At 73.4% G+C, this 12,746-nt stretch carries 11 protein-coding genes and 1 tRNA gene; 7 read left to right on the top strand and 5 right to left on the bottom strand.

Features of this window, described 5'->3' with window-relative positions; translation table 11 throughout:
• Positions 1-25 precede the first annotated feature (25 nt).
• The 4 genes from OIU81_RS23400 to OIU81_RS23385 all read left to right on the top strand — a co-directional run bounded on the left by OIU81_RS23400 (position 26) and on the right by OIU81_RS23385 (position 2,862).
• Positions 26-1,408, top strand: coding sequence for an AAA domain-containing protein (locus OIU81_RS23400; protein WP_329150949.1), 1,383 nt, complete (start codon positions 26-28; stop codon positions 1,406-1,408).
• Positions 1,409-1,532: 124 nt separating this feature from the next.
• On the top strand, positions 1,533-1,916 hold the full coding sequence (locus OIU81_RS23395; RefSeq protein ID WP_329150947.1) for a hypothetical protein: 384 nt from the start codon (positions 1,533-1,535) through the stop codon (positions 1,914-1,916).
• 195 nt (positions 1,917-2,111) lie between these two features.
• Positions 2,112-2,732 carry a bifunctional DNA primase/polymerase gene (locus OIU81_RS23390; RefSeq protein WP_329150946.1) on the top strand — a complete coding sequence of 207 codons (621 nt, stop codon included), beginning with the start codon at positions 2,112-2,114 and terminating at the stop codon, positions 2,730-2,732.
• A 56-nt stretch (positions 2,733-2,788) separates the two neighbouring features.
• A tRNA-Lys gene (locus OIU81_RS23385) sits at positions 2,789-2,862 on the top strand.
• Positions 2,863-2,932: 70 nt separating this feature from the next.
• Here the strand turns inward: OIU81_RS23385 and OIU81_RS23380 are convergent.
• Entirely contained in the window at positions 2,933-4,174 is a 1,242-nt protein-coding gene (locus tag OIU81_RS23380; protein WP_329150944.1) for a M6 family metalloprotease domain-containing protein, read from the bottom strand.
• Between the two features lie 361 nt (positions 4,175-4,535).
• On the opposite strand from OIU81_RS23380, the gene OIU81_RS23375 reads away from it, so the two are divergent.
• A complete protein-coding gene (locus OIU81_RS23375; RefSeq protein ID WP_329150942.1) occupies positions 4,536-6,350 on the top strand; it encodes a putative bifunctional diguanylate cyclase/phosphodiesterase in 1,815 nt (604 codons plus the stop codon).
• A 45-nt stretch (positions 6,351-6,395) separates the two neighbouring features.
• Here the strand turns inward: OIU81_RS23375 and OIU81_RS23370 are convergent, their stop codons facing one another.
• The 3 genes from OIU81_RS23370 to OIU81_RS23360 all read right to left on the bottom strand — a co-directional run bounded on the left by OIU81_RS23370 (position 6,396) and on the right by OIU81_RS23360 (position 9,455).
• Complete coding sequence (locus tag OIU81_RS23370; protein WP_329150940.1) at positions 6,396-7,535, bottom strand: LLM class flavin-dependent oxidoreductase; 1,140 nt, start codon at positions 7,533-7,535, stop codon at positions 6,396-6,398.
• Positions 7,536-7,657: 122 nt separating this feature from the next.
• A complete protein-coding gene (locus tag OIU81_RS23365) occupies positions 7,658-8,383 on the bottom strand; it encodes a maleate cis-trans isomerase family protein (protein WP_329150939.1) in 726 nt (241 codons plus the stop codon).
• A gap of 166 nt (positions 8,384-8,549) precedes the next feature.
• Entirely contained in the window at positions 8,550-9,455 is a 906-nt protein-coding gene (locus OIU81_RS23360) for a maleate cis-trans isomerase family protein (RefSeq protein ID WP_329150937.1), read from the bottom strand.
• A gap of 209 nt (positions 9,456-9,664) precedes the next feature.
• On the opposite strand from OIU81_RS23360, the gene OIU81_RS23355 reads away from it, so the two are divergent.
• Both OIU81_RS23355 and OIU81_RS23350 read left to right on the top strand, forming a co-directional pair.
• On the top strand, positions 9,665-10,630 hold the full coding sequence (locus tag OIU81_RS23355) for a D-2-hydroxyacid dehydrogenase (protein WP_329150935.1): 966 nt from the start codon (positions 9,665-9,667) through the stop codon (positions 10,628-10,630).
• A gap of 85 nt (positions 10,631-10,715) precedes the next feature.
• Positions 10,716-12,140 (top strand): amidase, encoded by a 1,425-nt coding sequence (locus tag OIU81_RS23350; RefSeq protein ID WP_329150933.1) that lies wholly within the window; start codon positions 10,716-10,718, stop codon positions 12,138-12,140.
• Here OIU81_RS23350 and OIU81_RS23345 read toward each other — a convergent pair.
• Complete coding sequence (locus tag OIU81_RS23345; RefSeq protein WP_329150931.1) at positions 12,121-12,621, bottom strand: DUF3830 family protein; 501 nt, start codon at positions 12,619-12,621, stop codon at positions 12,121-12,123. The genes OIU81_RS23350 and OIU81_RS23345 overlap by 20 nt on opposite strands.
• Positions 12,622-12,746: the final 125 nt, after the last annotated feature.

The raw sequence follows: 12,746 nt of genomic DNA, 5'->3' as shown, positions 1-12,746 counted from the left end.
CGACCGCCCCGGAGAGGACCGCCGCATGACGGCCGCTCAGGCTCACCGTCCCGGCCCCGACCGGTCCTTCGACCCCGCCGCCGCGGCCGCCGCGGCGACCGACCGGATCCTTGACGACACCCTGCACGGCACCCTGCGCGGGGTGGTCGTGGACTCCCCGCCCGGCGCCGGCAAGTCCACCCTCGTGGTGCGCGCGGCCCGCGAACTCGCCGCCGCCGGACGCCCGTTGATGGTGGTCGCCCAGACCAACGCGCAGGTCGACGATCTGGTGCTGCGGCTCGCCGAGAAGGATCCGCAGCTGCCGGTCGGCCGGCTGCACGGCAGCGAGCCGGGGTCCTTCGACCCGGCGCTGTCCGCACTCCCCGCGGTCCGTACGTCCGCGAAGGCCGCCGATCTGGCCGGGATGGACATCGTGGTCTCCACGGCCGCGAAGTGGGCCTACACCAAGGTCGACGAGCCCTGGCGGCACGCCATCGTGGACGAGGCCTATCAGATGCGCTCCGACGCGCTGCTGAGCGTCGCCGGACTCTTCGAACGGGCGCTGTTCGTCGGCGATCCGGGCCAGCTGGACCCCTTCAGCGTGGTCGGCGCGGAGCAGTGGGCGGGGCTGGCGTACGACCCGTCGTCGAGCGCGGTGTCCACGCTCCTGGCCCACAACCCCGGGCTGCCGCAGCACCGGCTGCCGGTCTCCTGGCGGCTGCCCGCCTCGGCCGCGCCGCTGGTCTCCCGCGCGTTCTATCCGTACACCCCCTTCCGCAGCGGCACCGGCCACGGCGACCGCCGGCTGGCGTTCGGGGTGCCGGGCGACGGCTCGGGCGTGGACCGCGTCCTGGACGAGGCCGCCGAGTCCGGCTGGGGCCTGCTGGAACTCCCCGCCCGCCACACCCCGCGCACGGACCCCGAGGCGGTGCGCGCGGTGGCCCGGGTCGTGCGCCGGCTCCTCGACCGCGGCGGCGCCACGACCGGCGAGGCCGGGCCGGGCGCGGCCGAGGCACCGGCCCCGGCGCCCCTGACGGCCGCGCGGATCGCGGTCGGCACGGCCCACCGGGACCAGGCGGCGGCCGTCCGGGCCGCGCTCGCCGAGCTGGGGGTGACGGGCGTCGCGGTGGACACCGCCAACCGCCTCCAGGGCCGGGAGTTCGAGGTCACGGTCGTGCTGCACCCGCTCTCCGGCCGCCCCGACGCCACCGCCTTCCACCTGGAGACCGGCCGGCTGTGCGTACTGGCCTCCCGCCACCGCCATGCCTGCATCGTGGTCTGCCGCGCGGGCGTCGCCGACCTGCTCGACGAACACCCCTCGACCGAACCGGTCCGCCTCGGCGTCACGGTCAAGTTCCCGGACGGCTGGGAGGCCCACCACGCCGTCCTCGCCCATCTGGCGGAACACCGCGTGGTGTGGCGCCCCTAGGGGCGCGGCCCCGTTCTCCCACCGCCGCGGCCGGTCCCGCACGGAGCCGGTGGACGGGCCCGGGCGGGGCGTACTTGCGCGGGGCGGGACAATGGAATGCGGCACACGATCTGGAGGTAGGTACATGTCCGAGCCGCAACCGGCTCCCGACCCGCGTGGTGCGGCACCCGGACCACGGCGGCTGAAGCCCGCGCAGCTGCTCTTCGAGCCGCCCGAGGCCACCGCCGACCCCGAGCACTTCTTCGACCTGGAGTCGATGGAGGACCCGCGCGAGCTGCTCAGCCGCGCCACGGAGCTGACCCTCGCCTTCCGCGCCGCGGCCGACCGCGCCACGGAGTTCCAGGCGCTGGCCGCGGCCCAGTTGGCCGACCCCAGCCGGTTCGACCGGATGCCGCTGGCCACGCTCGCCGAGCAGGCGGAGTGGACCGAGGACTACGCGCAGAAGATGATCGAGTTCGGCCGCAGCCTGATGCGCAGCAGCAGCGCGCTGCCCGGCGAGTCGGACTGACCGCCCCGCCTCCGCCCCGCCCCCGGCCGGCTCCCGGGGGCGCCGCCCGCCCCGGACGCCTCCGCCGGCTCATGGTCCATGATCATGAGCCGCTGGCATATGTGAGGAGCGCAAGATACCGGCTCCCGCCGCGCCCCGCCCCGATTTCCCCGAATCCGCGAAGACCGCGCGCGCCGGATGGGTAGACCTGTCCCCATGAGCGACTGGCTGCCTGACACCCCCCGCACCCTGGCCTTTCCCACCTCGGCATATGTCACGCTCGCCGGCGCCGACTGGCTCGCGTCCGCCGGCCCCGATCCGGACGCGGCGCACGCGGCGTGGGCCGCCCAGCCGGCCGCGCCGAGCGTGCTGCCGTGCGGCACCGCCTTCGACGTCATCAACGCCCCCGCGCTCTTCGGGCGGCGGATGGTCGACCACTTATGGTCCGCCGGCCCCGGCTCGGGGCCGGTGGCCGCGCACCGCGGCCGGATCCTGCTGTTCGCCGCCCCGGGCGCGGCCCAGCGGCTGCCCGCGCTGCTCGTCTGGGAGGAGTGGGCCGCCGCCGTCCCCCCGCTGCTGTGCCACGGCAGCGGCGACGCGGTGACCGTCCCCCCGCTGCACCCCCGCCACGGCGCGGCCGCGGTCACCGCCGCGCCCGCCGAGGACGCGTCCGGTCCGGCCGCCTCCCGCTGGCTGGTGGCACCGGATGTCCGCCACCCCTGGCTGCCGGGCCCGGACGTCCTGCTGTGGGCGTGCGTCCGGGCCGCCCGCTCGATGGCCGGGCGGGAGCGTGACACCGCAGCTCAGCACCGCGTTTCGGCGCTCACCGGGGGCTGAGACAAACCGATTTTTGCCCTCCCCGGACAGGATGCTAATGTTTTCCCCGTCAGCAGGCGCCGCTAGCTCAGTTGGTTAGAGCAGCTGACTCTTAATCAGCGGGTCCGGGGTTCGAGTCCCTGGCGGCGCACAGACAAACGAAGGCCCCCACCGCGGTGGGGGCCTTCGTCGTGTGCGCGCACGGCGCGCCGGGCAGGCCGTCAGCGGCGGCTGACCTTGACCGCCCAGTCCCCGTCGGTGGTCCGGCCCTCGACCTGGATGCGCAGGCCGTCCTGCGCATCGTCCATACTCTCCCCCACGCCCAGCGGCGCGTCCGCGAGCGGCGGATAGACCGAGGTGCCCCAGCAGGCCGAGGTGCCGGGGTGGCCGTCGAGGACCTGCACGGGCCCCGAGCCGGAGGCGGTGTCGCTGTGCACGCGGTAGGCCAGCACGCCCTCGGTGCACAGCGCCCGGTCGTTGCCCTGGGCACCGCGTGCCTCGATGGCGAGGGCGCTGTCCTGGCCCGTGCGCACCACCAGGAGCCGGGGCCGGCGCCGGCCGCCGGACTCCCCGGGGGCGGACAGCGTCCGCAGCGAGTGCATGACCGGGCCGGTCAGAGCGACACAGTCGACCTGCCGGTCGGTGATCCAGCCGAGCCGCCACTTGTGCCAGGCGAAGGGGTCGGGCGCCAGGCCGAACTGGCTGCCCATGAGGTCCCAGTCGCCGACATAGGTGTCCCAGTCGCCCTTGCCGCCCTCCGGCCGGTGGTAGAGGTCCGGCAGGTCGAAGACGTGGCCGGTCTCGTGGGCGAGGACATTGCGGTCCGGCGGGCTCTGCTCGAAGACGGTGACGAACCGGCGCAGATCGCGGTCGTCGGCGTGCATCGGCTGGTCGAGGTTGACGACCTTGGTGGCGTCCGAGTCGACGCCGGGGGCGTCCGGGTCGGCGACGAAATAGACCACGTCGTAGCGGCTGAAGTCCACGGACGGGTCCGCGGCGGCGACCGCGTCGCGCAGATAGGCCGAGCGCCGGCCGGCGTCCCAGTCGCGCCTTATCCCGTACGAGGCGGACGGGCGCGGCATCCGCACCCAGGAGCGGTGGATGTGCGACCGCAGCTGGAACCTGCCGTACGAGGCGCGGGCGAAGAAGCCGGACGTGGTCGGGAAGTAGTCGTGGGACAGCTCCTGCGGGGTGCTGCCGGGCCGAGCGTCCGGGAAGGACAGGAAGATCATGACGGCGTCGAGCCGGCGGTCCGGGCGCGGGTAGGAACCGTTCCAGCTGTCGACGCCCTCGGAGTGGTGCGCGTCGGTGCGTCCCAGGGCGCACGGGAGCGCGGCCTCGGAGGCGGTGGCGGGTCCGGCGACGATGGAGGTCGCGATGAGGGCGCTCAGGGACGTGGCGACGGCCGCGACGCGCCGCAGACGGCGGCCCGCTCCCCCGTCGGGTGTCCGGGCGCGCGGCACATATACCTCCAGGGATGGATTCGGAGACCTCATCTACCCTGTGGCGATTTAATGCTATTCGTCCCGTTTTGGAGACCCGGACGGGTGACCGGCGCGTCTTTGCTGACTCGTAACGGAAAGTCACAAACGACCAACCGGGCAATCGGCACGAACACAGACGGACAGAAATGGCTGAAGTTCCGTCATGCGGGCGGAGGATCCCGGCTGCGTCGCTGGATCGGCCGTCGCGCCAGCCTCTATGATCGCCACACTTTCCAGCGCGAGATCACCCCTCCATCACGAGACAAGCGCCATGCGGGAGCGAGCAGTGAGCGGACACCCCGACAGCCCGGGCCGCACGCCCGGGGCGACGCTCCCCTCAGTGACGGAGCGTAATGGTACGACCAAAGAATCCGCCGAAACCCGGCCCGCCCCCGCCGGCCGCCGCGACGACGCCGGGGCCTCCCTCGGCGACTACCGCGCGGCCTTCTACGCCGGCCGGCTGGCGATGGCCGTCCTCAACCGCGACGGTCTGGTCCTCGCCGCCAACCCCGCCTTCGGCGAACTGGTCGGCGCCGACCCGGACGAGCTGGTCGCCACCACCGCGGCCGACCACACCGACCTCGGCGCCGACCCCCGGGTGTGGACCGCCTACCGCGAGGTGCTGTGCGGGCGCAGCGAGCGGCTGCGCTGCACCCGCCGGCTCAAACACCCCGAGGGGCACTCCGTCTGGGTGGAGGTGACCGTCGAGCCGCTCACCCCGGAGCCGCTCAGCGGTGAGGAGCGGATGCTGCTGTCGGTGGCGGACATCAGCGACCGGCACGATCTGCTGGCCCGGCTGCGGCATCTGCAGATGCACGACCCGGTGACCCGGCTGCCCAACCGGGCGCTGTTCTTCGAGCGGCTCTCCACCGCGCTGGAGTCCGCCTCCTTCGAACCGTCCGGCACCGGCCGGATCGGGCTGTGCTACCTCGACCTGGACGGCTTCAAGGCCGTCAACGACACCCTCGGGCACCGCGTCGGCGACCGGCTGCTGAGCGCGGTGGCGCAGCGGCTGACCCGCTGCGCGGAGAGCGCCGAGGACCGCGGGCCGGACCGCGCCGGGCATCTGGTGGCACGACTCGGCGGTGACGAGTTCGCTCTTTTGGTGGAAGACTCCACCGGCACCGAACAGCTGGCCGAACTCGCCCAGAGTGTCCTGGACGCGCTGCAGCGCCCGTTCGATCTGGCCGGGCAGCGGCTGTCGGTCTCGGCGAGCATCGGCGTGGTGGAGCGGGCCGCCGGCGGCACCACCGCGACCGGTCTGATGCAGGCCGCGGACACCACGCTGTACTGGGCGAAGGAGGACGGCAAGGCCCGCTGGACGCTCTTCGACCCGGAGCGCAACGCCCACCGGATGACCCGGCAGGCGCTCTCCAGCACCCTGCGGCCGGCCGTCGACCGCGGCGAGTTCACCCTGGAGTACCAGCCGCTGGTCGGGCTGGGGGACGGGCGGGCGCAGGGCGTGGAGGCGCTGGTGCGCTGGCGGCACCCGCAGTTCGGGACGCTGTCGCCGAATCGGTTCATCGCGCTGGCGGAGGAGAACGGCGCGATCGTCGAGCTGGGCCGCTGGGTCCTGGAGCGGGCCTGCTACCAGGCGCGTGCCTGGCAGCTGGCGCATCCGGGCCGGCCGCTGTTCGTCAGCGTCAATGTGGCCGTACGTCAGGTGTGGGACTCCGACCTGGTCGCCGATGTCGCCGGGATCCTCGCCGAGACGGGGCTGCCGCCGCAGCTGCTCCAGCTGGAGCTGACCGAGTCGGCGGTGATGGGCTCGGCCGGCCGGCCGCTGCAGGCCCTGCAGGCGCTGAGCGACATGGGCGTCCGGATCGCCATCGACGACTTCGGCACCGGCTACTCCAACCTCGCCTACCTCAGCCGCCTGCCGGTGTCGGTGCTGAAGCTGGACGGGTCCTTCGTCCGCGGCTTCCGCTCGCAGGAGCACCCCAACCCCGCGGACGAGATGATCGTCGAGGCGCTGGTGGCGCTGGCGCACCGGCTCGGCCTCACGGTCACCGCCGAGTGCGTGGAGAGCGCCGAGCAGGCCGAGCGGCTCCGCCGGATCGGCTGCGACACCGGCCAGGGCTGGCTCTACTCCCGTCCGGTGGCGCCGGACCGGGTGGCGGCGCTGCTGGACGCCGGCGGGCGCCCGGGGATCTGAGCGCCCCCGCCCGCGGGGGCGCGGACGGAAGCGGCGGCCGGGTCCTCAGTCCTCGTGCGGCAGCCCGTAGGCGTCCGCGATCAGCTCGTACGAGCGCAGCCGGGCCGCGCCGCCGTGGGCGTTGGCCGTGATCATCAGCTCGTCGGCGCCGGTGCCCTTGGCGAGGTCGTCCAGGCCCTGGCGGACCGCGTCCGGGGTGCCGTGGACGACGTTGCCGAGCCAGCTGTCGACGAAGCGGCGCTCAGCCTCGTCGAAGGGGTACGCCGCGGCCTCCTCCGGGGTGGGAACCAGGCCGGGGCGGCCGGTGCGCAGCCGGAGCATGGACAGCGCGCCGGTCCTCACCTGGCGGCGGGCCTCCTGCTCCTCCTCGGCGGCCAGCGCCGCGACCCCGATCAGGGCGTACGGCTCCGCGAGCGTCTCGGAGGGGCGGAAGGAGGCGCGGTAGAGGTCCAGCGCGGGGAGGGTGTTGGCGGCGGAGAAGTGGTGCGCGAAGGCGAACGGCAGACCGAGCGAGCCGGCCAGCCGGGCACTGAAACCCGACGAGCCCAGCAGCCACAGGGGCGGCCGATGGGCGGACTGCACCCCGCCGGGCGAGGTGGCCTGGACCGGGCCGGGGACCGCGTGGATCGTGGCGTACGGATGCCCGTCGGGGAAGGAGTCGTCGAGGAAGCGGGTCAACTCGGCCAGCTGCTGCGGGAATTCGTCCCCGAGCTCTCGGCTCCGGTCGGTGCGGCGCAGCGCGGCGGCGGTGGCGCCGTCCGTGCCCGGCGCGCGGCCCAGCCCCAGGTCGATCCGGCCGGGGGCCATCGCCTCCAGGGTGCCGAACTGCTCGGCGATGACCAGCGGGGCGTGGTTGGGCAGCATCACGCCGCCCGAGCCGAGCCGGATGCGCCCGGTGTGGGCGGCGAGATGGGCGAGCAGCACCGCGGGCGAGGAGGACGCGACGCCGGGCATGGAGTGGTGCTCGGCGACCCAGTAGCGGTGGAAGCCGCGGCGTTCGGCCGTGCGGGCCAGCTCGACGGCGGTGCGTACCGCGCCGGACGCGGTGTGGCCGGCGCCGACCGTCACCAGGTCGAGCACCGACAGCGGTACGGGGGCGCTGCCCAGGGCGGTGCCCCGTATCCCCTCGCCGCCGTCGTGGAGCGTCTCGCCACTGTCCCGGGTCGTGTCCTCTTCGCCGCTCACGGTACGGGTCCTCCTCGCGTCGCCTGGTCTGCGGGGAGCACAACCGGAGAGGTTCTCCACTTATTCCCGGGAGTTCCCGGCGAGGAACGGGCTCGCGGGCCGCGGCGTCCGGCCGCCCGGGGTCAGACGTGCGCCGTCCGCGAGAAGAGGGTGCCGAGCACCGGGCAGGAGAGCGTGCGGTCGAGCAGCCGCAGGCCCTCCCAGGCCGTGACCTGGTTCGCGGTGAGCACCGGCTTGCGCAGCTCCGCCTCGAGGGCCGGCAGATGCTCGGCGGTGTGCAGCGCGGTGTCCGGGAGCAGCACCACCTCGGCATCGGGATGGTCGCCGGCCCGGGCCAGCGCCAGCACCTCCTCGCGGCCCCAGGTGCCGACCTCGGCGGCGGTGATGATGCCGCTGGCGCGGGTCGAGACCACCTCCGTCCCGGCGGACTTCAAGAACGCGTGGAAGCGCTCGGCGACGTCGTCGGGGTAGGTGGCCGCGATCGCGACCCGCCGGGCCCCGAGGGCCTGGACGGCATGGGCGAAGGCGAAGGAGGTACTGGAGGCGGGCAGGCCGGCGGTGGCGGACAGCTCCCGGACCTGTTCATGGGCGCCTTCCCAGCCGAAGACGAAGCTGGCGCTGGTACAGGCCCAGACGACGGCCTCGGCGCCGCGCTCCTTGAGCTCGTCGACGCCGGCGGCCAACCGCGCGGCGGAGCCCATCTCCAGCAGTGCGTCGACCCGGTGGGCGTCCTCGCCGATGTCGGTATGGACCAGCGGCAGGCGGACCGTGCCGCCCAGGAGCGATTCGAGCCGGGGGAAGTCGTCCTCCGCGGAGTGTCCGGGGTAGAGGAAGCCGACCGATGCCATGCAGGTCTCCCTTGCGTGTACGGCTGCGGGTGCAGGGGCGTTCGTGGGTGCGTTCACGGGTGGAGCGGTGGTGGAGCGGTGGTGAGCGGTGCGGGACGGAACACTGCCGGCGGGCGGGACCGCGCCGGCAGCTTCCGGGGGCCGGTCCGGAGGGTCCGGACCGGTCTCAGACCGGGGGCAGGCCTCCGGTGTCCTCGGGCGGGTAAGGCGGCGGATCGAGGCCGTCGGCCACCTCCCCCTCAGGTGGCACCGGAGAACCGGCGAAGGCGGCCTCGGGGGTCACCCGCGGTCCTCCTTCCACCGGTTCCGATCCGGTCATCGCGGCCGGACCGCGCCGTGCCACCGGATCGAGCAGCGCCTGGTAGGGGCCCACCGCCTCGACGCCGATGGCGCGCAGCGCGGCCCACATCGTGACCTGGTTGGCCGACAGCACGGGCATCCGCAGCTCGGCCTCCAGCTGCGGGATGACGTCGTAGGTCGGCAGGTTCGTGCAGCTGATGAAGAGGGCGTCGGTGGCACCGACCACGGCCGCGCGGGCCATGTCGACGACGTCCCGGTAGGGCACCTTCCAGATGTGCCGGGTCAGCCCGAGATAGGCGCGGCCGGTGACCGTGATGCCGGCCTCGCCGAGATAGTCCTCCAGTGAGTCGGTGACCGATTTCGTGTACGGCGTGACGACGGCGATGCGCCGGGCGCCGATCTCGCGCACCGCTTCGATCAGCGCGCCCGAGGTCGTGAGGGAGGGAACCTCCCCCGCCTGGACCATGGCGGCGCACATGGCCCGCTCGCCCGCCACACCGCCGACGAAGCTGCCGGAGGTGCAGGCATAGGAGATGACCTGCGGTGACACCGCGCACAGCGCCTGGACCGCGGCGTCCAGGGTTTCGTGCTCGCTGACCAGCCTGGCCAGGTCGAGGCTGACCTCGACCGGCACGAAAGGTGTTCGGGTGAGGTGGAGGGACACGTCGTCGGGCACCCATCGCCACAGCTCCCGGTCGAGAGCGAAGTCGAAGGGAGCGACAACACCCACGCCGAGCTGCGGCTGTGGGCCACCCAGAAAAGAGACGTCCATGAAGGCCCCTAGAACAAAAGCGAAGGGCTGGGATGGCCAGGCCAGTGGCCGAGGAGGAGGTGCAGCCGGATCAAGCCGGGACGTCGGGACAGAGCCGTTGTTGACACGGTAGATACGACTTCTTAGCGTGGTCAATCCTCGCATCTCAGGCATCTGTCGGCGCCCCCCTTTTCTTATAGGGGGCTCACGTTTCAGAACGGTTTCTGGCTATGTCCGAAAGCACCGTCCTCGTCCTCGGATCCGACCCGCCGCCGAAGCTCGACCGGCTCACCGGCCGGGCGCGGGTGATCTTCACCGACGAGGAGTCGCTCGCCGACCGACTCCCCTCCGCCGACGTGTTGTTGGCCTGGGATTTCACCTCCGACGCGATCCGCAGAGCCTGGCCGGAGCAGGGCCCCAAACCGGGGTGGGTGCACACCGCCAGCGCGGGAGTGGATCAGCTGCTGTGCCCGGCGCTGGTCGCGGACGACACCCTGGTGACCAACGCCCGCGGCGTCTTCGAGCAGCCGATCGCCGAATATGTCGCCGGGCTGGTGATCGCCATGGCGAAAGACTTCTACGGAAGCTGGGAGCTGCAGCGACAGCGGCGCTGGCGGCACCGCGAGACGCTGCGGCTGGCCGGGAGCCGGGCCGTCGTCGTGGGCTCCGGGCCGATCGGCCGGGCCATCGGCAGCACCCTGCTGGCACTGGGTGTCAAGGTCGATCTGGTCGGCCGCCGGGAGCGCCGGGACGATCCGCGCTTCGGCCTGGTGCACCCGAGTGAGGCGCTGAACGGGCTGCTCGCCCACGCGGACTGGGTGATCTGCGCGGCGCCGCTGACCGACGCCACCCGCGGGCTGTTCGACAGGGCGGCCTTCGACCGGATGCCCGAGCGGGCCCGCTTCATCAACGTCGGGCGCGGGCCGATGGTCGTCGAGCCGGACCTCGTCGCGGCGCTGCGCGAGTGGCGGATCGCGGCGGCCGCGCTGGACGTCTTCGAGCAGGAGCCGCTCACCCCGGACAGCCCGCTGTGGGACGTGCCGCACCTGATCGTCTCGCCCCACATGAGCGGCGACACCCTGGGCTGGCGGGACGCCCTCGCCGAGCAGTTCCAGGACAACTTCGACCGGTGGTCGGCGGGCGAGCCGCTGGACAACCTCGTCGACAAACGGCTCGGGTACGTACCGGTGCAGTGACGGGGCCGGCTGCCGGGCCCCGGCGCGGCAGTCCCGCTCCCCCCACCGCCGCCCCGCCCGGGGGCGGCCGACGCTCGGAGGACGCATGACCACCGAACCGACCCACCTCGCCGACCTCACCGCCGCCCGGCTCACCGCCGGGTACGCGACCGGCGAGTTCTCCCCCGTCGAGGCGGCCCGGGCGGTGCTGGAGCGCGCCGAGGCCGCCGGGGCCGCGACGAACTGCTTCACCCGGATCGACGCGGACGAGGCGCTGTCCGGCGCCAAGGAATCGGAGGAGCGCTGGCGGGCCGGCACCCCCGCCGGTCCGGTGGACGGGGTCCCGGTCACCGTCAAGGATCTGCTCCTCACCCGGGGCACCCCGACGCTGCGCGGCTCGCGCACGGTGCGGGCCGAGGGCCCCTGGGACGAGGACGCCCCATCGGTCGCCCGGCTGCGGGAGTCCGGTGCGGTGTTCGTCGGCAAGACCACCACCCCCGAGTTCGGCTGGAAGGGCGTCACCGACAGCCCACGGCACGGGGTGACGGGCAACCCCTACGATCCGGGGCGCACCGCGGGCGGCTCCAGCGGCGGCAGCGCGGCGGCGGTGGCGCTGGGCGCGGGCCCGCTGAGCCTGGGCACGGACGGCGGCGGCTCGGTGCGCATCCCGGCGTCGTTCTGCGGGATCTTCGCGCTCAAGGCGACCTACGGGCGGGTGCCGCTGTATCCGGCGAGCCCGTTCGGGACGCTGGCGCACGTCGGGCCGATGACCCGGGACGCGGCGGACGCGGCGCTGATGATGGACGTGATCTGCGGGCCGGACTGGCGCGACTGGTCCCAGCTCGGTCCGGCGGCCGGCGATTTCCGCACGGAGCTGGCCGGTCCGGTCTCCGGGCTGCGGGTGGCCTACAGCCCGTCGCTCGGCTGGGACGTCCCGGTCGCTCCCGAGGTCGCCGCGGCGGTCCGCGGCGCGGTCGACACCCTCGCCGGGCTCGGCGCGTCCGTCGAGGAGATCGACCCGGGCATCGCGGACCCCGTGGAGGCCTTTCACACGCTGTGGTTCAGCGGCGCGGCCCGGGTGGTGCAGCATCTCGGCGACGCGGACCGGGCGCTGCTCGATCCGGGGCTGCAGGAGATCTGCGCGCAGGGTGCCCGCTACAGCGCGCTGGACTATCTGGCGGCGGTCGACACGCGGATGGCGCTCGGTCAGGCGATGGGCCGCTTCCACAGCGCCTACGACCTGCTGGTGACCCCGACGGAACCGATCACCGCCTTCGAGGCGGGCGCCGAGGTGCCGTCCGGGTCGGGCCACACCCGCTGGACCGGCTGGACGCCGTTCACCTATCCCTTCAACCTCACCCAGCAGCCGGCCGCGACGCTGCCGTGCGGGGTGGACGGCGACGGGATGCCGATCGGCGTCCAGCTGGTCGGCGCGCGGCATGCGGACGCGCTGGTGCTGCGCGCCGCGCATGCCCTCTACGAGGCGGGGACCGCGCGGATCCCCGCGCCTCCTACGCCCGCCGGAAGCTGAGGGACTCCCCCAGCGCCCCGGCCCGCCACAGGTCCTGACAGGCGTCGGCCATCCGGTCCAGGCCGTCGACGATGCCGCCCCACACGATGCCCGGCACCCAGCCCGCGTCACCGTTGATCAGCAGATTGTTGCGCTCGTAGAACAGCGCGAGGTCGACGACGGTGGCGCGGCCCTGGTGTGCGGCCCGGCTCTCGTAACCGTAGGACTTCGTCCCCAGTTGTGTGTCGGAGAAGGTGAAGTAGCACAGATCGCCGGGGATCGGGGTGATCGTCGGATTCTCCAGCGGCGGCTCCTCGGGAGCGAACGGCGCGAGCAGGGTGTAGATCTCGTTGCGGGCGTATTTGGCGTGATAGACGTCGCCGCCGAGCGGGAGTGCATCCCACACGGCATTGCAGGTGATCGGCGCGCGGTCGTCGAGCAACTTGGCCGTGCAGCTCACGCCGCGCTTGTCCAGGGAGACTTCGATGAAGCGATCGGTCATGCCCCGATCGTAGGTGGGCAATACCGGCGTACGGAACAACTCCGAGCCGCTTGTATCAAGGGCCGGAAACGATCGGCATATATGCCGGGCGTCCGGGTAGTCGCGCGCCCATGGCTCCACCACAG

This window comes from Streptomyces sp. NBC_01454 (assembly GCF_036227565.1).
Taxonomy (GTDB): domain Bacteria; phylum Actinomycetota; class Actinomycetes; order Streptomycetales; family Streptomycetaceae; genus Streptomyces.
This window is presented reverse-complemented; position numbering and strand designations above follow the sequence as displayed.